General features: G+C 66.2%; 24 protein-coding genes and 1 tRNA gene. 13 read left to right on the top strand and 12 right to left on the bottom strand.

Annotated elements, in window-relative coordinates; translation table 11 throughout:
- Positions 1-167: 167 nt before the first annotated feature.
- Together IEV87_RS12140 and IEV87_RS12135 are read right to left on the bottom strand one after the other, a co-directional pair.
- A complete protein-coding gene (locus IEV87_RS12140) occupies positions 168-1,313 on the bottom strand; it encodes a geranylgeranyl reductase family protein (RefSeq protein ID WP_188477932.1) in 1,146 nt (381 codons plus the stop codon).
- An 11-nt stretch (positions 1,314-1,324) separates the two neighbouring features.
- Positions 1,325-2,209 (bottom strand): alpha/beta fold hydrolase, encoded by an 885-nt coding sequence (locus IEV87_RS12135; protein WP_188477931.1) that lies wholly within the window; start codon positions 2,207-2,209, stop codon positions 1,325-1,327.
- A gap of 144 nt (positions 2,210-2,353) precedes the next feature.
- Here IEV87_RS12135 and trxC point away from each other — a divergent pair, with 144 nt between their 5' ends.
- Positions 2,354-2,782 carry a thioredoxin TrxC gene (trxC, locus tag IEV87_RS12130; protein WP_188477930.1) on the top strand — a complete coding sequence of 143 codons (429 nt, stop codon included), beginning with the start codon at positions 2,354-2,356 and terminating at the stop codon, positions 2,780-2,782.
- 45 nt (positions 2,783-2,827) lie between these two features.
- Here the strand turns inward: trxC and IEV87_RS12125 are convergent, their stop codons facing one another.
- Positions 2,828-3,397 carry a L,D-transpeptidase gene (locus IEV87_RS12125; RefSeq protein WP_188477929.1) on the bottom strand — a complete coding sequence of 190 codons (570 nt, stop codon included), beginning with the start codon at positions 3,395-3,397 and terminating at the stop codon, positions 2,828-2,830.
- Between the two features lie 220 nt (positions 3,398-3,617).
- Positions 3,618-3,824 (bottom strand): cold-shock protein, encoded by a 207-nt coding sequence (locus IEV87_RS12120; protein ID WP_188477928.1) that lies wholly within the window; start codon positions 3,822-3,824, stop codon positions 3,618-3,620.
- Between the two features lie 398 nt (positions 3,825-4,222).
- Between IEV87_RS12120 and IEV87_RS12115 the strand changes: the two genes are divergently transcribed.
- Positions 4,223-4,861 (top strand): REP-associated tyrosine transposase, encoded by a 639-nt coding sequence (locus IEV87_RS12115; protein WP_444544311.1) that lies wholly within the window; start codon positions 4,223-4,225, stop codon positions 4,859-4,861.
- Here IEV87_RS12115 and ettA read toward each other — a convergent pair.
- Positions 4,827-6,482 (bottom strand): energy-dependent translational throttle protein EttA, encoded by a 1,656-nt coding sequence (ettA, locus tag IEV87_RS12110; protein ID WP_188477927.1) that lies wholly within the window; start codon positions 6,480-6,482, stop codon positions 4,827-4,829. The genes IEV87_RS12115 and ettA overlap by 35 nt on opposite strands.
- Before the next feature lie 207 nt (positions 6,483-6,689).
- On the opposite strand from ettA, the gene IEV87_RS12105 reads away from it, so the two are divergent.
- The 3 genes from IEV87_RS12105 to dacB all read left to right on the top strand — a co-directional run bounded on the left by IEV87_RS12105 (position 6,690) and on the right by dacB (position 10,101).
- Positions 6,690-7,820, top strand: coding sequence for an AI-2E family transporter (locus IEV87_RS12105; protein ID WP_229737547.1), 1,131 nt, complete (start codon positions 6,690-6,692; stop codon positions 7,818-7,820).
- 125 nt (positions 7,821-7,945) lie between these two features.
- Positions 7,946-8,575 (top strand): nicotinate-nucleotide adenylyltransferase, encoded by a 630-nt coding sequence (locus tag IEV87_RS12100; protein ID WP_188477926.1) that lies wholly within the window; start codon positions 7,946-7,948, stop codon positions 8,573-8,575.
- A gap of 32 nt (positions 8,576-8,607) precedes the next feature.
- Positions 8,608-10,101 (top strand): D-alanyl-D-alanine carboxypeptidase/D-alanyl-D-alanine endopeptidase, encoded by a 1,494-nt coding sequence (dacB, locus tag IEV87_RS12095; protein WP_188477925.1) that lies wholly within the window; start codon positions 8,608-8,610, stop codon positions 10,099-10,101.
- Positions 10,102-10,399: 298 nt separating this feature from the next.
- Here the strand turns inward: dacB and IEV87_RS12090 are convergent, their stop codons facing one another.
- Together IEV87_RS12090 and IEV87_RS12085 are read right to left on the bottom strand one after the other, a co-directional pair.
- Positions 10,400-10,537 carry a hypothetical protein gene (locus tag IEV87_RS12090; protein WP_188477924.1) on the bottom strand — a complete coding sequence of 46 codons (138 nt, stop codon included), beginning with the start codon at positions 10,535-10,537 and terminating at the stop codon, positions 10,400-10,402.
- A 225-nt stretch (positions 10,538-10,762) separates the two neighbouring features.
- Positions 10,763-11,188 (bottom strand): tellurite resistance TerB family protein, encoded by a 426-nt coding sequence (locus IEV87_RS12085; protein ID WP_188477923.1) that lies wholly within the window; start codon positions 11,186-11,188, stop codon positions 10,763-10,765.
- 107 nt (positions 11,189-11,295) lie between these two features.
- Here IEV87_RS12085 and IEV87_RS12080 point away from each other — a divergent pair, with 107 nt between their 5' ends.
- From IEV87_RS12080 to IEV87_RS12070, 3 genes are all read left to right on the top strand, one after another.
- Positions 11,296-12,870 (top strand): lysine--tRNA ligase, encoded by a 1,575-nt coding sequence (locus IEV87_RS12080; protein WP_188477922.1) that lies wholly within the window; start codon positions 11,296-11,298, stop codon positions 12,868-12,870.
- Between the two features lie 104 nt (positions 12,871-12,974).
- Complete coding sequence (locus IEV87_RS12075) at positions 12,975-13,370, top strand: DUF4864 domain-containing protein (protein ID WP_188477921.1); 396 nt, start codon at positions 12,975-12,977, stop codon at positions 13,368-13,370.
- A 113-nt stretch (positions 13,371-13,483) separates the two neighbouring features.
- Positions 13,484-15,775 (top strand): glycosyl hydrolase family 28-related protein, encoded by a 2,292-nt coding sequence (locus IEV87_RS12070; RefSeq protein WP_188477920.1) that lies wholly within the window; start codon positions 13,484-13,486, stop codon positions 15,773-15,775.
- 6 nt (positions 15,776-15,781) lie between these two features.
- Here the strand turns inward: IEV87_RS12070 and IEV87_RS12065 are convergent, their stop codons facing one another.
- The 5 genes from IEV87_RS12065 to uvrB form a co-directional block, all read right to left on the bottom strand.
- Entirely contained in the window at positions 15,782-16,270 is a 489-nt protein-coding gene (locus IEV87_RS12065) for a HugZ family pyridoxamine 5'-phosphate oxidase (RefSeq protein WP_188477919.1), read from the bottom strand.
- Between the two features lie 271 nt (positions 16,271-16,541).
- The gene (locus IEV87_RS12060) at positions 16,542-17,240 is read right to left on the bottom strand and encodes a response regulator transcription factor (protein WP_188477918.1); all 699 of its coding nucleotides are present in this window, start codon (positions 17,238-17,240) and stop codon (positions 16,542-16,544) included.
- Positions 17,241-17,460: 220 nt separating this feature from the next.
- Positions 17,461-17,793 (bottom strand): hypothetical protein, encoded by a 333-nt coding sequence (locus tag IEV87_RS12055; RefSeq protein WP_188477917.1) that lies wholly within the window; start codon positions 17,791-17,793, stop codon positions 17,461-17,463.
- A 119-nt stretch (positions 17,794-17,912) separates the two neighbouring features.
- Complete coding sequence (locus tag IEV87_RS12050) at positions 17,913-18,539, bottom strand: hypothetical protein (protein WP_188477916.1); 627 nt, start codon at positions 18,537-18,539, stop codon at positions 17,913-17,915.
- Between the two features lie 996 nt (positions 18,540-19,535).
- Positions 19,536-21,716, bottom strand: a complete 2,181-nt coding sequence (uvrB, locus tag IEV87_RS12045) for an excinuclease ABC subunit UvrB (protein WP_269902644.1) — start codon at positions 21,714-21,716, stop codon at positions 19,536-19,538.
- A gap of 194 nt (positions 21,717-21,910) precedes the next feature.
- Here uvrB and IEV87_RS12040 point away from each other — a divergent pair, with 194 nt between their 5' ends.
- From IEV87_RS12040 to IEV87_RS12020, 5 genes are all read left to right on the top strand, one after another.
- Positions 21,911-22,222 carry an ETC complex I subunit gene (locus tag IEV87_RS12040; protein ID WP_188477915.1) on the top strand — a complete coding sequence of 104 codons (312 nt, stop codon included), beginning with the start codon at positions 21,911-21,913 and terminating at the stop codon, positions 22,220-22,222.
- Between the two features lie 139 nt (positions 22,223-22,361).
- A tRNA-Arg gene (locus IEV87_RS12035) sits at positions 22,362-22,438 on the top strand.
- An 80-nt stretch (positions 22,439-22,518) separates the two neighbouring features.
- The gene (nthA, locus tag IEV87_RS12030) at positions 22,519-23,133 is read left to right on the top strand and encodes a nitrile hydratase subunit alpha (RefSeq protein WP_188477914.1); all 615 of its coding nucleotides are present in this window, start codon (positions 22,519-22,521) and stop codon (positions 23,131-23,133) included.
- Positions 23,130-23,792 carry a nitrile hydratase subunit beta gene (gene nthB / locus IEV87_RS12025; RefSeq protein ID WP_188477913.1) on the top strand — a complete coding sequence of 221 codons (663 nt, stop codon included), beginning with the start codon at positions 23,130-23,132 and terminating at the stop codon, positions 23,790-23,792. The genes nthA and nthB overlap by 4 nt, the downstream gene beginning before the upstream one ends.
- Positions 23,782-24,147: a nitrile hydratase accessory protein gene (locus tag IEV87_RS12020; RefSeq protein WP_188477912.1), complete on the top strand. Its 366-nt coding sequence runs from the start codon at positions 23,782-23,784 to the stop codon at positions 24,145-24,147. The genes nthB and IEV87_RS12020 overlap by 11 nt, the downstream gene beginning before the upstream one ends.
- Positions 24,148-24,421: the final 274 nt, after the last annotated feature.

Raw genomic sequence — 24,421 nt, 5'->3', positions numbered from 1 at the left:
CATCCTCGGGCTCGACCCGAGGATCTCCCGCCACCTGCGTCAACGACCTGAGATTCTCGAGGCAAGCCCGAGGATGACATGAGTCAGTGCCGGGCACCGCCCCCGCACCACGACAACCCGTAGGGTGGGGTTCCACACCACCACCCGCGGCCCGACAAACGACCGGCCTACCGACCCGACACGCTGCGCACGACAAACCCCGGCAATTTCTTCGCCGTCGCCCAGGCCAGCGCGGGATACTCGATCTCCCCCGCCATCAGTCGCAGGTACTGATACCGCACCGTCCCCGACCCCTTGAACGCCCGGACAAACGCCCCCCGGAAAGCCCGCCCGAAGATGATCTGCCGGATCCAGCGCGCGTGGAACATGGCCGAGTGGATCTCCCTGAGCCCCATTCGGTAAAGCGTCAGTGCCCGGGGCGGATGGTTCTCCCGGATCGCCTCGACCGCCGCTTCCGCGGCGAGCGCGCCGGACTTCATAGCATAGGCGATCCCCTCCCCGGTGATCGGATCGACGAGCCCGGCCGCGTCCCCCGCCAGAAGCACCTCGCGCCGCCCCGGTGACCAGCGCACGTCACCGAACGGCAGGAAGGCGCCCTTTACCCGCGCGCCCTCGACCCCGAAAATCTCCAGATACCGCGCCATCGCCGCCTTCATCTCGGGGTTCTTCGCGTGCACCCCGCCGATCCCGATGGTCGCCGACCCGGCCTTGGGAAAATTCCAGCCGTAGCCCCATTCCGCCGCTCCGAAGTCGATGCGCACCGGCGCGTCCTTCGCCGGCACCGGCCCCTCGATCTCCAGCCCGAAGCCGATGCGGTCATGATCGAAGGCCCGCCCGTACAGTGCCCGCGCCACCAGTGAATTCGCCCCATCCGCCCCGATCAGCACGCGATAGCCAAGCCGCCGCCCGTCCTTCAGCACCACGTTGCGGGTATCAAACTCCAGCGCCTCGACCGCGCAGCCGGTGAAATCCTCCGCCCCCGAGGCCAGCGCGTGCCGCACGATGGAATGATCCATGTCGCGCCGCATCGTCATGTGGATGGGGGGAATCCCGTCGATGCGCGCCAGTTCCTCTCCATGTGCGTGGAATTCGACCGAATGCTTGGTGAGGATGATCTCCTCCGGGATCGGTGCACCGAAAATCTCCTCGTAATACCGGTAGCTCCGCCCGGTGAATCCGCCGCCGCACAGCTTGTCGCGCGGAAAACCGTGCCGGTCGATCAGCGCCACCCGCAGCCCGGCCCGTGCCGCAACATGCGCGGCCGCGCCCCCGGCCGGCCCCGCGCCGATCACGATCACGTCGAATTGGTCCATCAGTGCCCCGGCTAAAGCCCGAAAAAGTTCCGGATGTCGTCGAACAGGTGCCGGTCCGTCACAAAGAGCAGATGGCCCTGACCCTGATAGCTGTGGAAGGTCTCCGCATGCAACCGCTTGGCGTACCGCCAGGTCCGCGCCTCCGAAAAGATCGAATCCTCCGCGCCGTGGAAGAATCCGATGCGCGCATCCGCCAACTCCTCCGGCCGTTCGAAATGCCAGGTCAGCAGGTCGGCCGTGTGGGCCATGGTCATGCCCCGGGGCGGCCGCGTCACGTGCCCCCTCTGCAGGGCGGCCAGACGCCGCGACTGCTCTGCCAGTTCGGCCTCGGAAAAATGCCGTCGCCCGTAGAGGAGCGTGCGGTAGTTCTCGAGCAGGGCCTCATCCACGCCGCCAAGATGCGCCCGCAGCATCGCCTTGATGACATCCACCGCCCCCTTGACCGAGGCGATGATCGTAGCAGGCATGTCGCTGGCGGTGGACAGGAGGGCCACGTCGACCCGCTCCGCCTCGATCCGCCGCGCGGCCTCCAGCGCGATCGGTCCGCCGGTGGAATAGCCGATCAGGTAGACTTCCTTCACGCCAAGGGCGTTCAGCTGGTCCGCGATCAGCGTGCCGGAATCGACGATGTCGATGCGGTGATCCATCTCAAGCCCGTCCACGCCCGGGAAGCGGTAGGCCATGATGGTGCCGTCCGGCACGTCCCAGTCCAGCACCGGCGCGAACAGCTCGATCGACGCCATGGCGCCGGGGATAAGGACCACGGCCTTCTCCACCCCCGGTTCGGCCCTGCCGTCATGCACCAGCGGGGTCGCATCCACCTTCTGCGGCGGCGGAAGGAAGGAACAGTCGGCAAGGGCAAGCGGCAGCAGGAGCAGGATCAGAAATCGGCGCATGAGGGTCCGGGGTCGGGCAACGTCCCCGACCATAGGCCGCGCGACAGGATTCGCCAGCCCGGAAGGCCCGCCCCCTACCGCCGGGCGGGCAACCTACATATATACCCGATCGAATATATCCGAGACCCGCCCGGAGGCCCGCCCATGAGCGCCCGCAAACTCACCTGCCTGTCCTGCGCCCAGGTCAACCGCGTCCCCGCGGACCGGCTTGGCAATCATCCGAAATGTGGCACATGCGGCGCGGACCTGATGCCCGCGAAGGCGGTGGAGATCGACCCGGCCACCCTGGCCCGCGCCGCCCGGACGGACGAGGTGCCGCTGGTTGTGGATTTCTGGGCCCCCTGGTGCGGCCCCTGCCGGACGATGGCGCCCGAATTCTCCAGGGCCGCGCAGGCGCTGGAAGGCCGCGCGCGGCTCGTCAAGCTGAACACGGAGGCAAACCCGCGCGCCGGTACCGACTACGGTATCAGGAGCATTCCCACCCTGGTCGCCTTCGCGGGCGGGAAGGAGCGCAAGCGCCAGTCCGGCGCGATCCCGGCCAGCGCAATCGTCACATGGGCGGGCGAGGTCTGAGGCCATGCCGGCCCGTCCGGCCGAACCGTGCCCCCCTGACGGGGATCAGGTCTGCAGGACGGTGACCTTGGTTCCGATCGGGACACGATTATAGAGGTCGATCACGTGATCGTTGATCATCCGGAAACAACCGGAGGAGGCCATGCGGCCGATCGACTGCGGCTCCACCGTGCCGTGGATGCGGACATAGGTGTCCTTGTTCCCTTCGAACAGGTACATCGCCCGCGCGCCAAGCGGGTTGCCAGGGCCACCCTTCATCCGCTCTTCGTTGCCCTTGAACCGGCCGTAATGCGCCGGGTCACGTTCGATCATCTCGTCCGTTGGACGCCAGGTCGGCCATTCCACCTTGCGCTTGATGGTCGCGGTGCCGGTGTAGCCAAGCCCCTCTTTCGCAACGGCAATCCCGTAGCGGATCGCCTCTTTCGGGCCGGTGACGAGGTACAGGTAGTAGGCGCGCGGCAGGATCACGATCTGCCCCGGCTCATAGGCGGCGGCGATGCGCACCTTGGTCGGCATCAGGTTCTTGGGCGGGGTGTAGGCCAGCGCCGGCATCGGAAGGGCCGCAGCGGCGGCCGTTGCGGCGGCAGTGGTCAGAAACGAACGACGTGTGGACATGGGGGGCAGCCTTCAGGTCAGGAAATTGTTGCCGATTTTGCCATGGACAGGCTGATTCGTAACGCGCCGATGACCCCGGCTGTTCCATTTCCGCACCGGCTCTGTTGCAAGGCGGACACGGATGCGGGGCGGTTCGGGGCAGCAACGGCACCCGGAAAGACCCCGGAAAGCAAAACGCCCGCGACCTGCGCGGGCGTTCCGGAATGTCTCGGTCGCGCGATCAGAGCAGCGACAGGTTCACAGCGCTTTCGCGGCCGTCACGGCCGGCTTCCAGGTCGAAGCTGACCTTCGCGCCGTCCTTCAGACCGGTCAGGCCCGAACGCTCGACGGCAGAGATATGGACGAAAACGTCCTTGGAGCCGCCTTCCGGGGCGATGAAGCCGAAGCCTTTGGTGGTGTTGAACCATTTCACGGTGCCGGTGGCCATATCCGTGGTCTCCTGTTTCGTTGCCGCCCGCGGGACTGCGGCGGCCTGGCTATCCCGGTCTAACGAGGACTGTAGCCGATATCGAGAAACAGCAGAGTCGGTAGAGGTCGTAAAGCACCGTCTGTGTGACAGGTTTCGGCCCGTTTGAAAAGCGTGCGTTTTCCTGCGGGCGAAAGCCTGCCGCCCCGGTTCCGTGCGCCGGGACAGCAGACATCAGAACACGTCGAACAGGTAGAGCAGGATGATGATCGGGATCGGAATGCCGATCAGCCAGGCGAGTATTCCCTTCATGACGCGTCTCCTTCCGCGGCTGCGATGAGGATCGAACGCCAGCCTCGACCGAAGGTTCCCGCCGTCGTGAACGGATCGTTAACCACTGACGGGCGAGTGTTGCGGCCATGTCGTGCCATCTTCGTCCCAGGGCCGCCGGTGCCCGGATCTTCGCCACGCTCTGCCTGGCGGAGAAGGGGGGCGACCTGCTGGTGCGCGAGGTCGACCTGCTTCGCTCGGCCGTCGTCGCCACCCTGATCGCCCGTCCCTTGCAGGTGGACGCCTGGATCGTGCTGCCCGATCACATGCATTTCGTCTGGACCCTGCCGGAGGGGGACAGCGACTATTCCGTGCGCATCGCGGCGATCAAGGCGCGGTTTACACGAAACCTGCGCCAGGTGGGGTGGAACCCCACCCTACCGACGCCCTCGAAACGCCGGAAAGGCGAGGCTGGGGTATGGCAACGCCGGTTTTGCGAACATCACATCCGGGACGAGCCGGATTTCGCGGCGCATGTCCGGTATTGCTGGGGCAACCCGGTAAAACACGGGCTCGTGCGTCATCCCGCGGACTGGCCGTATTCATCCATCCATCGCGACATCAGCAAAGGCCTCGTCGACCCGGAATGGACGGGGGCGATGCCCGAAGGCGCCTACGGGGAGCAGGGTGGGGTTTCACCCCGCCACACGCGGCGATCGATAGGGATCGAACCCACCCGCCCAAGCGACACCGTCACCGCACGAACTTCTTGTGCTTCATCCGCTTAGGCTCCACCGCATCGGGTCCGAGCCGCCGCTTCTTATCCTCTTCGTAATCCTCGAAGTTGCCCTCGAAGAACTCCACATGCGAGTCTCCCTCGAAGGCGAGGATATGCGTGCAGATCCGGTCCAGGAAGAACCGGTCGTGCGAAATCACCACCGCGCAGCCGGCAAAGTCGGTCAACGCATCCTCCAGCGCCCGCAGCGTCTCCACGTCGAGGTCGTTGGTCGGTTCGTCAAGCAGCAGCACGTTGCCGCCCGACTTCAGCAGCCGCGCCATGTGCACCCGGTTCCGCTCACCCCCGGACAGCAGGGAGACCTTCTTCTGCTGGTCCCCGCCCTTGAAGTTGAACGCCCCGCAATAGGCGCGGGAATTCACCTGTGCGTCGCCAAGCTGGATGATCTCCGCCCCGCCCGAGATCGCCTCCCACACGTTGTCATCGGCCTTCAGGTCGTCGCGCGACTGGTCCACGTAGGACAGCTGCACCGTATCCCCGATCTCGACGGTACCCGCGTCCGGCTTTTCCTGCCCCGTCAGCATCTTGAACAGCGTCGACTTGCCCGCGCCGTTCGGCCCGATCACGCCCACGATGCCGCCGGGCGGGATGGAGAAGCTGAGGTTCTCGATCAGCAGCTTGTCCCCCATGGCCTTCTTCAGCCCCTCGACCTCGATCACCTTGCCGCCAAGGCGCGGCCCCGGCGGGATGATGATCTGAGCCTTGCCGACCTTCTCGCGCATCGATTCATCGGCCATCTTCTCATAGGCCTGAATCCGCGCCTTCGACTTCGCCTGGCGCGCCTTCGCCCCCTGCCGCATCCACTCCAGCTCCCGCTGAAGCGTCTTCTGCTTGGCCTTGTCTTCCTTCGCCTCGTGCTCCAGCCGCTTGGCCTTCTGCTCAACCCAGGACGAATAGTTGCCCTCGTAGGGAATGCCCCGCCCGCGGTCGAGCTCGAGGATCCACCCCGTGATGTCGTCGAGGAAATAGCGGTCGTGGGTGACGATCAGGATCGTGCCCTTGTAATCGATCAGGTGCTGCTGCAGCCAGGCGATCGTCTCGGCGTCCAGGTGGTTGGTCGGTTCGTCCAGCAGCAGCATGTCCGGCTGTTCCAGCAGCAGCTTGCACAGCGCCACGCGCCGCTTCTCCCCGCCCGACAGCGTCGTGACGTCCGCATCGTCCGGCGGGCAGCGCAGCGCCTCGAGCGAGATGTCGATCTGCGCATCCAGGTCCCAGAGGTTCTGCGCGTCGATCTCGTCCTGAAGCTTGGCCATCTCGTCGGCGGTCTCTTCCGAATAGTTCATGGCAAGCTCGTTGTACTTGTCGAGGATCGCCTTCTTCCCCGCCACGCCCAGCATCACGTTGCCGCGCACGTCCAGCTTCGGATCCAGCTCCGGCTCCTGCGGCAGGTAGCCGACCTTCGCGCCCTCCGCCGCCCAGGCCTCGCCCTGGAAGTCCTTGTCCCAGCCCGCCATGATCTTGAGCAGCGTCGATTTACCCGCCCCGTTCACGCCCACGACGCCGATCTTCACGCCGGGAAGGAAGTTCAGGTTGATATTCTCGAAGCACTTCTTGCCGCCCGGATAGGCCTTCGACACTCCGGACATGTGATAGACATACTGATAGGCGGCCATGGAATCCCTCCGTCGGTTTCGCGCGGAGTGATACGCGGGGCAGGGCGCGGGCACAATGCGCTGAGGCAAGACGCTGCGGCAATCCGGTTCGCTGCGGTATCCGGAGGGCGGACCACGCCCTCACGGCACCCGGTTGTCAGCATGTACACAGCCATGGAACCGGCCCCCGCCCCCCGCGTTGTCCGCCGGAGGGCGAGGGGACAGAACGTGCCGGACAGTGAACATTTTCCACCCGAACCGCCGGTAACGACCGGTGCGGACCGTCTCGCCGTGCTCCGCCGCATCGAATACCTGCTTGCCGGCCTGCTGATCCTCTTTTTCTTCTGGTCGATCTCGCTCGCCAAGGTCGTCGTCCTGCCGATCGTGCTCGGTTTCCTCTTTGCGCTGACCCTGTCGCCCCTCGTCCGCTTTCTCGCCCGGCTCGGTCTGCCGACCGGTATCGCGGCGGTTGGCGTGATCCTGACCCTCGGCCTGTCTTCCGCCTTCGGGCTCTACATGCTTACCGGCCCGGCCTCCGCCCTGGTCGAAACCCTGCCCGACATCCGCCAGGCGGCCGAAACCAAGCTCTACGACCTCCAGATCAAGATCCGCCAGATGCAGGAGGCGGAGCAGGAGATGACGAACCTCACCAAGGGCGCGGCCGAATCCGATCAGGAAGCCATACTCGTCGACGATCCGGGCCTCGTCGAAGGGGCCATCGCCTCGCTCGCCGGGACGGGCACGGCGCTCGCCATCGCCATGATCCTCGCGATGTTCCTCCTCGCTTCCGGGGACATGTTCCAGCGCAAGCTGATCCAGAGCTTCGATCGCTTCGGCGACAAGAAAACAGCGCTGAAGATCAGCCACGACATCGAACGCCAGGTGTCCCGCTACCTCGGTGCAATCACCGTCATCAACGCCGCGCTCGGACTCGCCGTCGGCCTGACGATGCACGCCCTCGGCCTGCCCTATGCCTATGTCTGGGGCGTGGCGGCCTTTGCGCTGAACTACCTGCCGTATCTCGGTGCGATGGTCGGCTGCGCAGCGGTGGCGGGGGTCTCTCTCATTACCTACGACACCGTCGGCGCGGCGCTTCTCCCGCCGCTCGCCTATTTCATCCTGACCTCGGTCGAAGGCCAGATGGTGACCCCGGTTCTCGTCGGCCGCCACCTCAGCCTCAACGCGGCGGCGGTGTTCATCGCGGTGATCTTCTGGGCCTGGCTCTGGGGCATCTTCGGCGCGCTCATGGCGGTGCCTTTCCTCGTCACGCTCAAGGTCTTCTGCGACCACATCCCCGCCCTTGCCTTCATCGGTCGCTTCCTGAGCGGCGAAGACCCGCCCCCGGTCGAAACCGACTGACCCTTTCGCCTTGCGCTAAATATCCTCGGGGGAACGGCGCAGCCGTGGGGGCGGACAGCCCCCTCCGTCTCCGCAACATGCACAACCCCTTGGAAAGCCAGCGCCCGTCCGCTACCACCGGTCCCATGCGCGACGACATGCCCAGGGCCACGCCCTCCCAGGTGATCGGATTGCTGGGCGGCTCCTTCGACCCGGCCCACGATGGGCATGTCCACCTGACGCGCGAGGCGATCAAGCGCTTCGGACTGACCTACGTCTGGTGGCTCGTCTCTCCCGGCAATCCGCTGAAATCGCGCCAGCCCGCCACGATGGAGGCCCGCATCGCCCGCGCCCGCGACGAGATGCGCGATCCCCGCGTGACCGTGACGGGGATCGAGGAACAGCTTGGCACCCGCTACACCGCCGAAACCCTGGCGGCCCTGTCGCGGCTCTACCCGGGGGTCCGTTTCGTCTGGCTCATGGGGGCCGACAACCTGACCCAGCTCGACCAGTGGCAGGACTGGCACTGGATCATGGAGAACATTCCCGTCGGCGTGCTCGCCCGTCCCGGCTACCGGATCTCCGCCTGTACGTCCAAGGCGGCGCGGCTCTACGCCCGCTACCGCCTGCCCGCCAACGCCTCCCGCCTTCTGGGGCGCTCCGGTGCGCCCGCCTGGTGCTTTGTGAACATGCCGATGATGCCCCACTCCTCCACGCAAATCCGCAAGGACGGCGCGTGGACACGGACCGGTGAACCGACGTCGCCAGCCCCTTGAGCCCGCCGCACCGGCCTGATTAACCTGTCGCCATGACACAGCATTTCGACCGGCGCGGATTCCTCGGCGCCCTGCTCGCAGGGACGGCCCTGCCGTCGGCCCTGCTGGCCAGCCCGCCCGCCACGTCGCTCCGCCCTCAGTCGCGTCCCGGATCGGCCAAGCCGCTCGCCGTGACCGCGGAAAAGCTGGTCGCCGACGCGGGGCTGAGCGGGGAGGCCGCCTTCACCGTCTTCGACCTCACCACCGGCCGCCCGCTGGAGGCGCGCAATCCGACGATGAGCCTGCCGCCCGCCTCCGTCGCCAAGGCGCTGACCGCGCTTTACGCTCTTGACGTACTTGGCGCCGACCATCGGTTCGAAACCCGTGTCATCGCCGCGGGCCGGATCGAGAACGGCATCCTGAAAGGCGACCTGATCCTTGCCGGCGGCGGCGATCCTACGCTTCAGACCGATGACCTCGCCGACCTCGCGGCGCGGGTGAAGGCGGCGGGGCTGACTGCGGTCGAGGGGCGCTTCCTGGTCTGGGGCGGCGCACTCAGCTACGCCGACCAGATCGACACGCTCCAGCCCGCCTATGTCGGCTACAACCCGGCGATTTCGGGCCTCGCGCTCAACTTCAACCGGGTGCATTTCGAATGGCGCCGCGCCAACGGCCAGTGGGGCGTGACGATGGACGCCCGTTCCGACCGCTACCGGCCCGAAGTCGCGATGGCCCGCATGCGTATCGTCGACCGCGCCACCCCGCTCTTCACCTATGCCGACGCCGAGGGGCGCGACAACTGGACCGTCGCCCTCTCTGCGCTTGGCAAGGGCGGGTCGCGCTGGCTGCCGGTCAGGAAGCCCGAACTCTACGCCGGTGAGGTCTTCCAGGCCATGATGCGGTCCCAGGGCGTGACCCTGAAGGCCCCGCAGACAACCGACATCCTGCCCCAGGGCGAGGTCATCGAACGCCACACCAGCGTCGCCCTGACGACGGTGCTGAAGGACATGCTGAAATACTCCACCAACCTCACCGCCGAGATGGTGGGGATGAGCGCCACCGCCCGCCGCCTTGGCCGGGGGGAGACGCTGGTGAACTCTGCCAGGACCATGTCCGACTGGGCGCGCGAAAAGCTGGATCTGAAGGCGACGGCGATGCTCGACCATTCCGGCCTCGGCGACGGCTCGCAGACGACGACCGGCGATCTGGTGCGGGCCCTGTCCTCGCCGCTGGCGCGCACGCAGCTTCGCCCCCTGCTCAAGACGATCGAGATGCGCGACAGGAATTACAAGACCATCCCGAACCACCCGCTGAAGGTCGTCGCCAAGACCGGCACGCTGAACTTCGTCAGCACGCTGGCGGGCTACGCCGCGCTGCCCGACGGCTCCGACATGGCCTTCGCCATCCTGACCGGAGACATCCCCCGCCGCGACGCCCTGACCCGCGTGCAGCGAGAGGACCCGCCCGGCGGCTCCGCCTGGGCCCGCCGGTCAAGGCTGCTGCAACAGGCGCTGTTGCAAAGGTGGGCCGTGATCCACGCGGAGTAGGGGCGGCAGATGACCCCCTCCCACCCCCTCCCCCTGTCAGGGGGAGGGCAAGCGCTCCGTTCGGAAGTATCGCCTCAGTCGCAGGGGAGGGGGCGGTTCGGTCCCGAACCCCTCAGTCAGAGGGCATCGTCATCCTCGGGCTCGACCCGAGGATCTCGTACCGAAAGCACCACGCCAGAACGCGGGGATCCTCGGATCAAGTCCGAGGATGACGCATCACATTTTGCAGGCGTCCGTTATGGGCACCCTCCCTCTCCCCTGCGGGGGAGAGGGCCGGGGTGAGGGGGACAGCATACCCTCAGTAATGCCGCACCGTCACCGGCGCAGGCTGGGACAGTCGCACGGTCTGGGTCTGCTCCGATTCCATGAGTGTCCCGAGAATCGGCATCGCGCAGAGCAACGCGAGCCCGATGATGAGAATGCCGGAATGTTTCATGGCCTGACCTGCTTTTGATTGTTCTGGTTGAACCGTGCCAGCGCAGGTCGCGCACGGTCAATTCACGCGGATGTCAGCAGCGAACGGGTGGCGCAAATCCGCGCGCCGGGGGTGCGGAGCGGCGCATTTCCGCCGGGAATGAACGGGATATGCTCGGACCGTGCCGGCCGAAGCCCGGCCAGCATCCGTAGGCCTGGCTTCAGCCCGGCACCCCCAAGAACCGCCTCACAACGTCATATGCCGCGCCCGCGCGCCCCGTTCGATCGCGCCCGCGTGCAGGCGGTCGATGTTCAGCTCGTCCCGGATTTCTTCCAGCAGCCGCAGCTCTCCGTCCCGGATCGCCCCGTCCGCCGCCGCCACGTCACAGGCCAGCGCATAGGCCGTCTCGTTGAGCTTCTCGGGCATGTTGTCCCGCACCAGCCCGAACAGCGCGTCCAGCCCGTCCTCCTCGGCGAACAGGTCGTAGACCGTCTTGGACAGCACCGTGATCCGGTCGATGTCGAAATCGCCGAAGATCGGCAGGGTGTTCACCTGGTTCTCGATCTTGATGAGCTCCGAAGTCCGCACCGTCTGGTCCGACAGCGAAACGGCGATCATCAGCAGCACCAGGCAGTCCTGCGGGCTGAGCGGGGGAGAGTCGGCTTCGGTCATGTTGGCTCCGGACACTGTTGCAGCGCAGAATATTGACGCTCTGGTGAGGGGGCAATACAGAGGTGGCCTCCGCCGGTCCAGCCCGGCGCGTGGATATGGAGATGACGATGACCGCACTGCGTGACGCCGGAATGACGTCGAAGGCCTGGCCTTTCGAAGAGGCGCGCGCGCTGCTCAAACGGTATGAAAAGGCGCCGCCCGAAAAGGGCTACGTCCTGTTCGAAACCGGCTACGGCCCCTCCGGCCTGCCCCATATCGGAACCTTCGGAGAGGTTGCGCGCACCACGATGATCCGCCGCGCCTTCCAGGAGATCTCCGACATCCCGACGCGGCTGATCTGCTTCTCCGACGACATGGACGGCATGCGCAAGGTGCCGGACAACGTCCCCAACACCGACATGCTGCGCGAGCACCTGCAGAAGCCGCTGACCTCCGTCCCCGATCCCTTCGGGCAGTACGAAAGCTTCGGCCACCACAACAACGCCATGCTGCGCCGCTTCCTCGACACCTTCGGGTTCGAGTACGAGTTCATCTCGGCGACCGACTTCTACAGGTCCGGCCAGTTCGACCCGACCCTGCGCCTTGCCGCGGAACGTTACGACCGGATCATGGAGGTCATGCTGAAATCCCTCCGTGAGGAACGCCAGCAGACCTATTCCTGCTTCCTGCCGATCCACCCCGAAACCGGCCGGGTGCTCTATGTCCCGATCAAGGAGGTCAACGCCGCCGAGGGCACCATCACCTTCGACACCGAGGACGGGCAGGAGATGACCCTGCCGGTCACCGGCGGCAACGTGAAGCTCCAGTGGAAGCCCGACTTCGGTGCCCGTTGGGCCGCGCTCGACGTCGATTTCGAGATGTATGGCAAGGACCACTCCACCAACACGCCGATCTACGACCGCATCTGCGAGATCCTCGGCGGCCGCAAGCCCGAGCATTTCACCTATGAACTCTTCCTCGACGCCGAAGGTCAGAAGATCTCCAAGTCAAAGGGCAACGGCCTGTCGATCGACGAATGGCTGACCTATGCCAGCACCGAAAGCCTCGCCTACTTCATGTACGGCAAGCCCAAGACCGCCAAGCGGATGCATTTCGACGTGATCCCCAAGGCCGTCGACGAATACCACCAGCAGCTGCGCGCCTATCCCGACCAGACGCCCGACCAGCAGGCGAACAACCCGGTCTGGCACATCCACGGCGGCGACGTGCCCGAGTCGCGGATGGTCGTCCCCTTCACCATGCTGCTGAACCTCGCCTCCGTCGCCGGGGCCGAGGACAAGGAGACGCTCTGGGGCTTCATCCGCCGCTACGCCCCCGAGGCGACGCCGGAGACCCACGCAGACCTCGACGCCGCCGCCGGATTCGCCGTGCGCTACTACAATGACTTCGTGAAGCCCGAGAAAGTCTTCCGCGCCCCGACCGACAAGGAGCGGGAGGCGCTGGAGGCCCTGCGCGGCGCGCTGGCCGCCTATGACGGGCCGGTCGACGGGGACGCGCTGCAGCAGGTGGTCTTCGACGTGGGCCGCGACCGGTTCGACCCGATGCGCGACTGGTTCAAGGCGCTCTACGAGGTGCTGCTCGGCGCCTCGCAGGGTCCGCGTTTCGGCGGGTTCATTGCGCTCTACGGGGTGGAGAACACCGTGGCGCTGATCGACGCGGGGCTGGCAGGCGACCTGGGCTGACGGCCCTTGCGGGCCGTGGCCTCCGGCGGGGATATTTCCGGCAAGATGAAACCGGAGGGCGGATGCCTGCGTATCTGGTGACAGGATCACCGGAAGGAGACGCCATGCGATATGCCCTCGCCCTGATTGTCCTGATGCTCGCGCCCGCCGCCCAGGCACAGACCGGCGGCCCTGCGGATGTCATCGCGCGTCAGTTCGACGCCTTCCGCGCGGATGACCTCGACCGGGCCTTTTCCTTCGCCAGCCCGATGATCCGGGGCATGTACGGCACGCCGCAGAATTTCGGCCTGATGGTCGAACGCGGCTATCCCATGGTCCGCGATCCCGGCCCCGTCCGCATGCTGGACCTGCGGGAGGAGGGCGGAAAGACCCTGCAGCGGGTCGAGGTGACGGACGGCAAGGGCATGATCCACCTGTTCGACTACGAGATGATCGAGACGGAGAACGGCTGGAAAATCAACGGCGTGCGCTTCATCGAATCGCCGCCCATGGCCGCCTGACCCTGCCGTCCGCTTCGCGCGCAGGGCACCGTCACGGTGCCCGAAGGTCTGGTTAACCATTTCTTAGTACCCCTTTGCCTGAACCCGTGTGAGCCAGGGAAAAGGGGAACGAAATGAACAAGGCGATCACCGCAGGCATCCAGTTCATGCCGACGGCTTTCGAAGAGGGGCTGGATGTCTGGTCCAGCGGCGACGGCACCGCCGGATCGGATACCTATGACAATACGGGGGACGCAGCCTTCGTTCCCGGGGATCAGGATTTCGGTGGATGTCTGGAGGTTCTGAAATCCTCGTCAACACAGAAACTGCGCTACATGGGCCGTACGCCGATCCTGCCGGGCTGCTACCTGAGGGTTCGCGCGCGCATCAAGGCGGTGAGCGGTGCGCTGCCTTCCGTCCGCATCGCAGGATGGGCCGGCCGGAACAACGACGCCCATGTCGGCGGTCTGGTCGAGGCCGCGCCGCAGGTCAGCCTCACCGCCTATGGCGAGGTGGTCGAGGTCATGGCGATCATCGGTTCCGGCAATCGTCCGGGCGTCGACATGGTCTGGGGGCAGGAGCCCGAGTACGGCTACTTCGGCCTTGATCTGCTGGGCCCGAACGGCGGAACCGTGCGCATCGACGACATCGTGATCGAGGACATCACCAGCGTCTTCCTGCGCGACATGATGGCCTGGGTGGACGTGCGCGACTATGGCGCGAAGGGCGACGGGGTGACCAACGACCTCGCAGCCTTCCAGGCGGCCGACGCGGTGGCCAACGGGCGGATGGTGATGGTTCCGGCGGGGGTCTACTACCTCGCCGACAGCCTTGCGCTGCAAAGCCGCGTACGGTTCGAAGGCACGGTCACCATGCCGGTGGACAGGATCCTCTCGCTCACCAAGGACTTCGACCTGCCCAGCTACATCGAGGCGTTCGGCAACGAGGAACTCGCCTTCCGAAAGGCATTTCAGGCACTTCTGAATAATGCGGACCACGCCAGTCTTGACCTCGGCGGGCGGCGCGTCGGTGTGACGGGGCCGATCGACATGCAGGCGGCGGTGCCGAACAAGGGCAGCTATGCCACCCGCCGGCTGGTTCACAACGGCCAACTGGAATGTATTCCGGGCCCGAACTGGGACACCGTGACCGTGACCTCCCAGGCGACCTATTCGACCGGCGACCCGCTCAAGCTGACCAATGTCGCCAATGTCGCCAACATCGCCGTCGGCTCGCACATCACCGCCAGCGGTGTCGGGCGCGAGGTCTATGTCCGCGATCGCAACATCGGCGCCGGAGAGATCACGCTGTCCCAGCCGCTCTACGACGCGGCGGGGACCCAGACCTACACCTTTCGCCGGTTCCAGTATCTGCTTGATTTCAGCGGCTTCTCCCGGCTCGACAAGTTCGAGATGGCGGATATCGAATTCCAGTGCTGGGGCGAATGTTCCGGTATCCTGCTGGCCCCGACCGGGGTCGTGTTCCACATGCGCGACTGCTTCATCACCCGGCCCAGGGATCGCGGCATCTCCTCTCACGGGACCGGCTGCCAGGGGATGATGATCGACCGCTGCCAGTTCCTGTCCGACGAAAGCGCCATTCCGGGGCAGAACCGCGTGTCGATCGGTTTCAATTCCAACGCCAACGACCTGAAGATCCGCGACAACCGCGCCATGCACCTGCGCCATTTCGCGATCGTCGGCGGGGCGAACTCCATGTTCATGGGCAACCATTTCTTCCAGGGAGACGACACATCCAATGCGATCCGCACCGCCGGGCTTGTGATCACAGAGCCCTCTGCGCGTATGACCTTCACCGGCAACTACGTTGACAACTGCCATATCGAATGGGCCAACGAACACGATCACGCGCCGGAATTCGCATCCGAACTCAGCTTTTCGGCCATGACGATTTCGGACAACATCTTCCTCGCCAGCCACGTCGCGCCCTGGTTCACCTTCTTCCGGGTGCGTCCGCATGGCGCGGGGCATTTCATCAACGGCATGGCGATGACCGGCAACCTGTTCCGCATCCTCAATGGCAGCACCGACCGGGTGGAGACGGTGGACACCAGCTTTGCCGATCTCGACTACGGCCGGATGAAGAACATCACCTTCGCCGACAACAGCTACAACCAGGTCTCCGTCACCACCTCCAACCCCCTGGTGCTGGAGCATTCGGAGAACAGCCCCTCTCTCGTCTGGACCGTCGACTGCGCCCCCAAGCTGCCCTTCGGAGGCCGCGCCCGCACCGTGGAATCGCTGGTTGCCAAAAATGCGATCACCACGGCGTCCAACGTGAAGCGGTTCGACATGCCCTATGTCACGGTAGAGCAGGGGCCGAACAAGGATCAGGTGGACCTGAGATGGGGGGCCGACGTGAAGGGCACGGTGCTGATGCGGGTGCGCATGGACAACCCGATCTGAGCGCGCCTAGCCCGGCAGGCCCAGATCGCGCGGCGTGAGGTCGAAGGCCTTGCCGAACCCGCCGTTCAGAAAGGCCCGCGTGACCGTGAACCGCAGAAACCGGAAATCGCCGAAATCAACGTAGAGCTTCGCCTTCAGGCGGAGCGTCAGGTAATGCGCGCGCAACGCCGCATGCCCCGGATCGTCCCGCGCCACCAGCCCCGCCACGGCCTGCACGGTCAGTCGGGGATGGGTCAGCGGATCGCCCCGGTCGCCCGGCTCCCCGACCAGTAGCGAACAGGCCGGGCCGGTTTCCAGCGCGCGGGTATGCGCGGAGAGGGAGGAAACCAGGCTCACCGGTACCCCCTCCGCGTCGCAGGCCAGCGCGATGCGCGACACCATGGGCGCGCCGGTTCCGGGGTCGATGACGCCAAGCGCGGCATGGGTGGCTTCGTCCAGCAGGGTGCGGGCGAGAGCGCGGGCGTCGTCATCGGTCGGGCGGATCGGGTTGGTCATGCGGCGCAGGATAGCGGCCCGTCCGGGGATGCCAATGCGGGAATAGGATCAAGAGGCTGACGCCCGCGGGGAGAGAGACCCGCGGGCGTCGTCGGAGGGTGGCGCCGGTCATTTCGGGTCACTTGCGACCAACGCAGATAATCGGGAAAAATACCGGAGTTCGGATGTCGTCAAAGAGACAGACCATATGTCTTGCCCTGCGGGAACATTCGGCCCGCTGCAACACGCGGGGCCCATGCCGCGCACCAGTCGACAGACACCTCGTCCCTCATCAGGCCGCCAGCGCCAGCCCCTCCGGGGAGGCAGCCAGCCGGTACCCATGCGAATAGCTTGTCGCGATCAGGCTGTCCGCCGCCCCCGCCAGCGCCAGCTTGGACCTTATCCGGCAGAGGTAGACGTCGAGGATCTTTGCGTCCGGCTCATCCTGCCAGGCGTAGAGCTGCAGCATGATCTCCTCCCGCGTCATCACCGCGCCCCGCCGCAGGGCGAGGCTTTCGACGATCTCGTATTCCAGCCGGGTCAGGGGCACCAGGGTCCCTCCGGCCCGCAGCTGCCGCAGGTCGAGGTCCAGCGTCAGCCCGCCAAGCCCGATCTCCGGCCGGGCGAAGCCGCGCGCGCGGCGGACATAGGCCCTCAGCTGCGCCATCAGGTCGCCGCCCGCCTGCCGGGGCCAGTCGATCACGTCGTCCGCGCCCTCTGTCATCGCTTGCTGCCGGTCCGGCGGGGTCGCCCCCGCCTGCACCAGGCAGAGCGGAACGCGCGCATCGGTCTCGCGCACCTGGCGGAGCAGGTCCCGCGCCGCCATGTCCGGCAGGTCCGGGTCGATCAGCACGGCATCCTGCTGGCCGGTCCGCAGGTATTCGAGAAGCTCCGCCCCGTCGGCGGCCAGGGTGACGAGGAACCCCGCCTCATGCAGATCATGGGCCAGGGCGGCCATGGTCCAGGTGGTGTCCGTGATCAGAATGCGCATCGGGTCCTCCTCTTGGGTAACGGGGAGGGAGGAGCGACCCGGCGGGGCGTCCGGCCCACACCGTCTGTCTTTGCTTTCAGAGTCGGGCGGGCAGGGCCGCCGGTGGTCCCTGCATACCGCAGGAAGGGCGCGGGGTGACCTCCCCGAAAGAAGTATTTTCCCGATTTTCCGGTGGCTTGGTTAACGCGCGCCCCGGGCCGCGGCCGGCACGCCGGCCCTGTCAGCGCACCATGAGCACCATCGCCCCGAGCGCCAGTCCGAGCCCGGAGTAATCCCGCCAGTCCGCGCTTTCGCCGAATATCACCACCCCCGTCACGAACAGCCCGATCAACGAGAACATGGAGTAGCACACCGCCGCCTGCCCGAGCGGAACATGGCGCATGGTGAAGAACCACAGCACCGCCGACAGCCCGTACAGCAGGTATCCCGCCAGCATCGGTCGCGAGGTGAGCGTCGCGTCCCCGTCCGCCGCCAGCTTGATCGACCAGTCGGCCAGGATGATGATGAGCGACGTGAGCAGGGTCAGGGCGAGCCCGGTCAATGTATTGAACATTCTGAAATCCTCGAAATATCCCGTGACCCGTCTCCAGAGGGGCGGAGCGGGGAAGAATGTGAGGACGTTACCCTGCGTCACGAAGCAGCCGGAAGTCCGGAATACCGGACCTTGCCGCCCTACTTCTCGCGGCAGACGTAGACCGCCCCGCCGACCGCCACCAGCGTCGTCGCCGCAGCAGGAGCGCCGACCGCCGTGACCGCCGTACCAAGCGCTGCTATCAGCGAGGCCCGAAGAGCATCCGACAGCGACCGGGTAACGATCGTGTCGCCGCCGCGCAGGATCACCGCGCCGGAGGAATGTTTGAGGTAATCCTCCTCCTCCGCGTCCTTCGGCTTGCGCAGCCCCGAGATCAGCGCCGCCGAATCCGCCGTGTCGCTGACCCGTTCGCAGAAGCTGCGGGTCGGCTTTTCGCAGGCGAGGTAACGGTCGCGCTCCCCCTCGGCAAAGCCGGAATAGGTCCGGGTCTCCTTGTCCCAGGCCAGGCAGAACGGCCCGCGCTGCGTGTCGTCCAGCTCCGGCGTCAGGTAGCGCAGGGTGACGAAGGCGGGACAGTCGAGACCCTTGTGCTCTCCCCTCAGCCATTCCCGGAAGGACTGGTTGTCCTTCACCGTCTCGTCGTCGGGATTGTAGTTCAGCGTGATGGGCTCTCCGTTGACGGAGGTGGTGCAGGCGGTGAGCCCGTCGCTCTTGGCGAAGACGGGCAGCGGCAGGCAGAGGAGGAGGGCGAGGAGAAGGCGCAACATGGGCTCCGGTTGGGTCTGCCGCCGGGATAACGCGGGCGCGGAGAGGGGGCAAATCAACTGGGTGTGGGCGGAGGGGCGTCGGCGGGTTTCGGGGTGGAGTGGGGGTGGGGGAGTGGTGGGCTGGAAGCGCACCCTACGGGCGGTAACGTGTAGGGGGGCGATGCGCTGGAGGGGTCCTGTCGCAAGAGAGTCCCGTTGCCGGCTCGTCGCACGCGGGCCACGCCAAAGAGCCCTCGCCGCAGGGCGTCATCCTCGGGCTTGACCCGAGGATCTCCGGTCGCGTGCGAACGTGTTGCCAGAAGATCCTCGGGTCAAGCCCGAGGATGACGAGGCGCGAGAGGAGGGGGGTCCAGGAAGCGGCTCCCGAACGGGCGGAGCCCCGTACAGACAGGCGCTTGCAATACAGAGGGTCAGCGCCTGTCCGCCGGGTAGGAGCAGCGACAATTGCGGTCTGCGGTTTATCGTGTCGTGGCAGCCGTCAGTCCAATCGTCGCGCTGGTGGTGACGAAGCGCCTGTCCGAGGGGGTGAGGGTCGTCTTGGAAACGGTCCGGTGGACCGTTTCAGCCCGGAACGGGCGGAGCCCCGTCCGGACAGGCGTCGCCATTGACGCTCGGACCAATGGCGCTCCAATGGCGACCCCGGCGGCGCTGCGCGCCTTGTTCCGGGCAGAAATCCTAGTCAGTGACAGTGATAAGGTTGCGACCCCGCGTGGCAGCACCGTCCCTGCGGAGAGTCCTTGCGGCATCCGCCACCGTGCTGGAGTTCTTCTGAAGTGTGAACGTGTTTGGAAAAATTCACCGCCGCGATAACGGTGCCGGGCATTGCCATACAGAGTGCTATGGCGGCAGTAACAAGCGAATTTTTCATTTTTAGCCTTCGTTGCAAATTGGGTGTTAACAAAGGTTAATGCGCGAGATGCGATTCTGTGCAAGCGAATTGTATCGGCGCGCTTTGCAATCTGAATCCGCGTTTGACAACGAATTCGCCGAGTTGACCTACCGCCCCCTCCCCCGTCTCTTCACATTCCCCCCGTGCTGCCCCGGCCGCCCTGCCGTTGACCGCCCCTTGGCCCGGACAGCCGCCTCCGACGCCGCCTCGACCGCATATTGCCGCGCCATCGGGTCATCCGAGACCGCAAGGTCCACCGCCTCCAGCCGTTTGACCTCGTCGCGCAGACGGGCGGCCTCCTCGAACTCCAGGTTTTCCGCCGCCTTGCGCATGTCGGCCCGAAGCGCATCCAGATGCGCCTGCAGGTTCCCGCCATGCATCGGCTTGTCGACCTTGGCCGTGACCCGCGACATGTCCGTGTCGCCCTTGTAGAGCCCGGCGAGAATGTCATCGACGTTCTTCTTCACCGTGGCCGGCGTGATCCCGTGTTCCTCGTTATAGGCGACCTGCTTCTCCCGCCGCCGGTCGGTTTCGGCCAGCGCCCGCTCCATGGAGCCGGTGATGCGGTCCGCATACATGATGACCCGGCCCTCGGCGTTCCGCGCCGCCCGGCCGATGGTCTGGATGAGCGAGGTCTCGGACCGCAGGAAGCCCTCTTTGTCCGCGTCGAGGATCGCCACCAGCCCGCATTCCGGGATATCCAGACCCTCGCGCAGGAGGTTGATCCCGATCAGCACGTCAAACGCGCCAAGCCGCAGATCCCGCAGGATTTCAATGCGCTCCAGCGTGTCGATGTCGGAATGCATGTAGCGCACCTTGATGCCCTGTTCATGCAGATATTCCGTCAGATCCTCCGCCATCCGCTTGGTCAGCGTCGTCACCAGCGTGCGGAACCCGTTGGCGGAGACCTTGCGGATCTCGTCCAGAAGATCGTCCACCTGCATTGACACGGGCCGGATTTCCACCTGCGGGTCGAGCAGGCCCGTGGGCCGGATCACCTGTTCGGTGAAGACGCCGCCGGTCTGCTCCATTTCCCATGACCCGGGGGTGGCCGAGACATAGACCGATTGCGGGCGCATCGCGTCCCATTCCTCGAACTTCAGCGGGCGGTTGTCCATGCAGGAGGGCAGGCGGAACCCGTGTTCGGCCAGCGTGAACTTGCGCCGGTAGTCGCCCCGGTACATGCCGCCGATCTGCGGGATGGAGACGTGGGATTCATCCGCGAAGACAATGGCGTTGTCGGGGATGAATTCGAACAGCGTCGGCGGCGGCTCTCCCGGCGCGCGGCCCGTGAGATAGCGCGAGTAGTTCTCGATCCCGTTGCAGACGCCGGTGGCCTCCAGCATCTCAAGGTCGAAGTTGGTGCGCTGTTCCAGCCGCTGCGCCTCAAGCAGCTTGCCTTCGGAGACGAGCTGGTCGAGCCGCACGCGCAGTTCTTTCCGGATGTTCACGATCGCCTGCTGCATCGTCGGCTTGGGCGTCACGTAATGGGAATTCGCGTAGACGCGGATCTGTTCGAAACTGCCGGTCTTCTGGCCGGTCAGAGGATCGAATTCGGTGATCGACTCCAGCTCCTCCCCGAAGAACGAACATTTCCAGGCCCGGTCCTCAAGGTGCGCCGGCCAGATCTCGAGGCTGTCGCCGCGCACCCGGAACGCCCCGCGCTGGAACGCCTGATCGTTGCGCTTGTACTGCTGCGCCACGAGGTCGGCCATGACCTGCCGTTGGTCATAACTGCCACCGACCTTCAGGTCCTGGGTCATCGCCCCGTAGGTCTCGACCGAACCGATGCCGTAGATGCACGAGACCGAGGCGACGATGACCACGTCGTCCCGTTCAAGCAGCGCCCGGGTGGCGGAGTGGCGCATCCGGTCGATCTGGTCGTTGATCTGGGATTCCTTCTCGATATAGGTGTCCGAGCGCGGGACATAGGCCTCCGGCTGGTAATAGTCGTAGAAGGACACGAAGTATTCGACCGCGTTGTCCGGGAAGAAGCCCTTGAACTCACCGTACAATTGCGCGGCCAGCGTCTTGTTGGGCGCAAGGATGATCGCCGGCCGCTGCGTCTCCTCGATGATCTTCGCCATGGTGTAGGTCTTGCCGGTGCCGGTGGCGCCCAGAAGCACCTGGTCGCGTTCCCCGTCCAGCACCCCACGCGACAGTTCGGCAATCGCGGTCGGCTGGTCCCCGGCGGGCGAGAAGTCGGTCTTCATCACCAGACGCTTGCCGCCCTCGAGCTTCGGGCGCGGCTGGATCTGGTCCTGCAGGACGGGCATGGATGTTGTCATGTGGGCGATTCTCCGGTTGCCCATGATTTTGGCCCCCCGGCCCGGCCTTTCAACCCCGCCTCCTGACAGGGTGTGTCAGGAGACTGGCAGGAGCCCCTCACGCGCCCCTCAAGCACCCCATCAACGCTCCCGTCGCTTCCCTCTTGCCCGGACCCGCCGGATCCCGGATAAACGGGCCGAGCAAGGAGACGCCCATGACCGCCCGCATCTACCGCCCCGCCCGCAACGCCATGCAGTCCGGAACGGCCAAGACCCGCGACTGGGTGCTGGAATTCGTCTCCGATACCGCGCGCGAGGTCGACCCGCTCATGGGCTGGACCAGCAACGAGGACACCCAGGCCCAGGTCCGTCTCCGTTTCGCCACGAAAGAGGCCGCGCTGGACTACGCCAAGGACAACGGCATCGACGCCGTGGTGATCGAACCGCACCTGCGCAAGCCCAACGTCCGCCCCGGCGGCTACGGCGACAACTTCGCCACCAACCGCAAGCAGGTCTGGACCCACTAGCCCCGCCCTTTCATCTTGCCCCAAGTATCCTGGGGGAGCGCGGCACGCGCGGGGGCAAGGCCCCCTGCCGCCCGGTCCCGCCCTGCGATCCCCGGAACGCTTGCCTTTCCGCCGGGGATGCCGGAAAACCCCTCTCAGCGGTCCCTTAGCTCAACTGGATAGAGCAGCTGACTTCTAATCAGCAGGTTTGGGGTTCGAGTCCTCAAGGGATCGCCAGTTCCCCGCCTTTGCCCGCGCGCCCCCGCCCGTTGCCTCCCGCATCGGCCTGTGCTCCTATCCGCAGGCAGGAGAACGCCATGCCCCACGATCACCACGACCACGAGGATCACAGCCAACTCGACGACATGACCGCCCGCGTCATGGCGCTGGAAAAGCTGATGACGGACAAGGGGCTGGTCGATCCGGCTGCGCTGGACGCCATTCTCGATACCTACGAAACCAGGGTCGGGCCGCGCAATGGCGCGCGGGTGGTCGCCCGCGCCTGGACCGATCCCGCCTTTGCCGAGGCGCTGACCCACGACGCCACCACCGCCATTCACGCCATGGGCTTCGGCGGGCGGCAGGGCGAACACCTGACCGCCGTGTTCAACAAGCCGGGGCTGCACAACCTCGTCGTCTGCACGCTCTGCTCCTGCTACCCGTGGTCGGTGCTGGGCCTGCCGCCGGTCTGGTACAAGTCGATGCCCTACCGCGCCCGCGCGGTCAGCGAACCCCGGGCGGTGCTTGCGGAATTCGGTCTGACCCTGCCGGAGGACACCGCCGTGCGGGTCTGGGACAGCACCGCCGAGATGCGCTACATCGTCATCCCGCAGCGCCCGGAGGGCACCGACGGCTGGACGGCGGAGCAGCTGGAGCCGCTGGTCAGCCGCGACTCCATGATCGGCACGGCGCTGGCCGGGGTGCCGGCATGAACGGGCCGCAGGACGTCGGCGGGCGGCACGGCTTCGGACCCGTGGCGCCGGACATCGACGGCCCGGTCTTTCACGCACCCTGGGAACGCCGGGCCCTGGCGCTGGTCACCGCCGCCGGAGGGCTGGGGCAGTGGACCATCGACGAATCCCGCTTTGCGCGGGAGAACCGGACACCGGCGGATTATTACGGCTCCACCTATTTCGAGATCTGGATCAAGGGGCTGGAACGGCTGCTGGAGGAACGCGGGCTCGTGAGCGCGGGAGAGCGGGCCTCCGGTCAGGTCTCTGCCCCGTTGCCCGCCGGGATCGCGCCGCTGACCGCCGACCGTGTGCCGGAGGTGCTGGCGAAGGGCACGCCCTATGACCGCGATCCCGGTGACTCTCGCCCCGTCCACGCGCTTGGCACCATGGTGCGGACCCGCAACCTGCAGCCCGCGGGCCATATCCGCATGCCGTCCTACTGCCGGGGGCGCACCGGCTGGATTTCGGCCGTGCACGGCTATCACGTCTTTCCCGATACCAGCGCGACCGGGGACCGCGACACCGCGCACTGGCTCTACAACGTCACTTTCGCCGCGCGCGACCTGTTCGGAGAGCAGGCGGGGGAGGGCGACACCGTCTCCGTCGACCTCTGGGAGCCCTATCTCGATGCCGTCTGAGACCGCCGCCGCCATTCCCGGCCCGCGGGATGCCACGCCGCATTTCTTCGCCCCCTGGCAAGCCCGCGCCTTTGCCCTGACCGTGGCGCTGAGCGAGGCGGGGCATTTCGCCTGGACCGAATGGGCAGAGCATCTGGGCGCGCGCATCGGCACCGCAACCCCCGTGCCCGACAGCGCCACGCCCGGGGACCATGCGGAGCACTATTACCTCAGCTGGCTCGCCGCGCTGGAGGACCTTTTGCGCGCGAAGGGGCTGGCTGAGGCCGCGCTGATCCGCGATCTGGCCGAGACATGGCAGCGCGCGGCCCGCGCCACCCCGCACGGAACCCCGATCCGGTTCGAGGCGGGGCTATAGCAGGCTGCCGAGAAACGCCGAGTCCGTCGGTGTGTTCGGGACATCGTTCCGCTTAACGCAAACCACCAGCCATGGCGCGGGCTGCAAGCCCGCGCCGTTCCCGACCCTCCCCCCGGGAGGGCGCAGTGGAGAGGTCATGAAAATGCCGCACGACCTTCATGCTTCTGAGGGAACACGTCGGCCAAAGGCTCCGATGCGCCCACGCAGGGTCGGGCGCGGCCCTTCCCTTTGGGTTCGGACTGACCTGACACGAACAATTTCCCAAAGACGCGCC

It is taken from the genome of Primorskyibacter flagellatus, from assembly GCF_014638275.1.
GTDB classification, from domain to species: Bacteria; Pseudomonadota; Alphaproteobacteria; order Rhodobacterales; family Rhodobacteraceae; genus Pseudooceanicola; species Pseudooceanicola flagellatus_A.
This window is presented reverse-complemented; position numbering and strand designations above follow the sequence as displayed.

Excerpts from the sequence above, each read along its gene's own strand:
- IEV87_RS12140 (WP_188477932.1), bottom strand. The coding sequence starts at position 1,313 with ATGGACCAATTCGACGTGATCGTGATCGGCGCGGGGCCGGCCGGGGGC.
- IEV87_RS12135 (WP_188477931.1), bottom strand. The coding sequence starts at position 2,209 with ATGCGCCGATTTCTGATCCTGCTCCTGCTGCCGCTTGCCCTTGCCGAC.
- trxC (WP_188477930.1), top strand. The coding sequence starts at position 2,354 with ATGAGCGCCCGCAAACTCACCTGCCTGTCCTGCGCCCAGGTCAACCGC.
- IEV87_RS12125 (WP_188477929.1), bottom strand. The coding sequence starts at position 3,397 with ATGTCCACACGTCGTTCGTTTCTGACCACTGCCGCCGCAACGGCCGCC.
- IEV87_RS12120 (WP_188477928.1), bottom strand. The coding sequence starts at position 3,824 with ATGGCCACCGGCACCGTGAAATGGTTCAACACCACCAAAGGCTTCGGC.
- IEV87_RS12115 (WP_444544311.1), top strand. The coding sequence starts at position 4,223 with ATGTCGTGCCATCTTCGTCCCAGGGCCGCCGGTGCCCGGATCTTCGCC.
- ettA (WP_188477927.1), bottom strand. The coding sequence starts at position 6,482 with ATGGCCGCCTATCAGTATGTCTATCACATGTCCGGAGTGTCGAAGGCC.
- IEV87_RS12100 (WP_188477926.1), top strand. The coding sequence starts at position 7,946 with ATGCGCGACGACATGCCCAGGGCCACGCCCTCCCAGGTGATCGGATTG.
- dacB (WP_188477925.1), top strand. The coding sequence starts at position 8,608 with ATGACACAGCATTTCGACCGGCGCGGATTCCTCGGCGCCCTGCTCGCA.
- IEV87_RS12090 (WP_188477924.1), bottom strand. The coding sequence starts at position 10,537 with ATGAAACATTCCGGCATTCTCATCATCGGGCTCGCGTTGCTCTGCGCG.
- IEV87_RS12085 (WP_188477923.1), bottom strand. The coding sequence starts at position 11,188 with ATGACCGAAGCCGACTCTCCCCCGCTCAGCCCGCAGGACTGCCTGGTG.
- IEV87_RS12080 (WP_188477922.1), top strand. The coding sequence starts at position 11,296 with ATGACCGCACTGCGTGACGCCGGAATGACGTCGAAGGCCTGGCCTTTC.
- IEV87_RS12075 (WP_188477921.1), top strand. The coding sequence starts at position 12,975 with ATGCGATATGCCCTCGCCCTGATTGTCCTGATGCTCGCGCCCGCCGCC.
- IEV87_RS12070 (WP_188477920.1), top strand. The coding sequence starts at position 13,484 with ATGAACAAGGCGATCACCGCAGGCATCCAGTTCATGCCGACGGCTTTC.
- IEV87_RS12065 (WP_188477919.1), bottom strand. The coding sequence starts at position 16,270 with ATGACCAACCCGATCCGCCCGACCGATGACGACGCCCGCGCTCTCGCC.
- IEV87_RS12060 (WP_188477918.1), bottom strand. The coding sequence starts at position 17,240 with ATGCGCATTCTGATCACGGACACCACCTGGACCATGGCCGCCCTGGCC.
- IEV87_RS12055 (WP_188477917.1), bottom strand. The coding sequence starts at position 17,793 with ATGTTCAATACATTGACCGGGCTCGCCCTGACCCTGCTCACGTCGCTC.
- IEV87_RS12050 (WP_188477916.1), bottom strand. The coding sequence starts at position 18,539 with ATGTTGCGCCTTCTCCTCGCCCTCCTCCTCTGCCTGCCGCTGCCCGTC.
- uvrB (WP_269902644.1), bottom strand. The coding sequence starts at position 21,716 with ATGACAACATCCATGCCCGTCCTGCAGGACCAGATCCAGCCGCGCCCG.
- IEV87_RS12040 (WP_188477915.1), top strand. The coding sequence starts at position 21,911 with ATGACCGCCCGCATCTACCGCCCCGCCCGCAACGCCATGCAGTCCGGA.
- nthA (WP_188477914.1), top strand. The coding sequence starts at position 22,519 with ATGCCCCACGATCACCACGACCACGAGGATCACAGCCAACTCGACGAC.
- nthB (WP_188477913.1), top strand. The coding sequence starts at position 23,130 with ATGAACGGGCCGCAGGACGTCGGCGGGCGGCACGGCTTCGGACCCGTG.
- IEV87_RS12020 (WP_188477912.1), top strand. The coding sequence starts at position 23,782 with ATGCCGTCTGAGACCGCCGCCGCCATTCCCGGCCCGCGGGATGCCACG.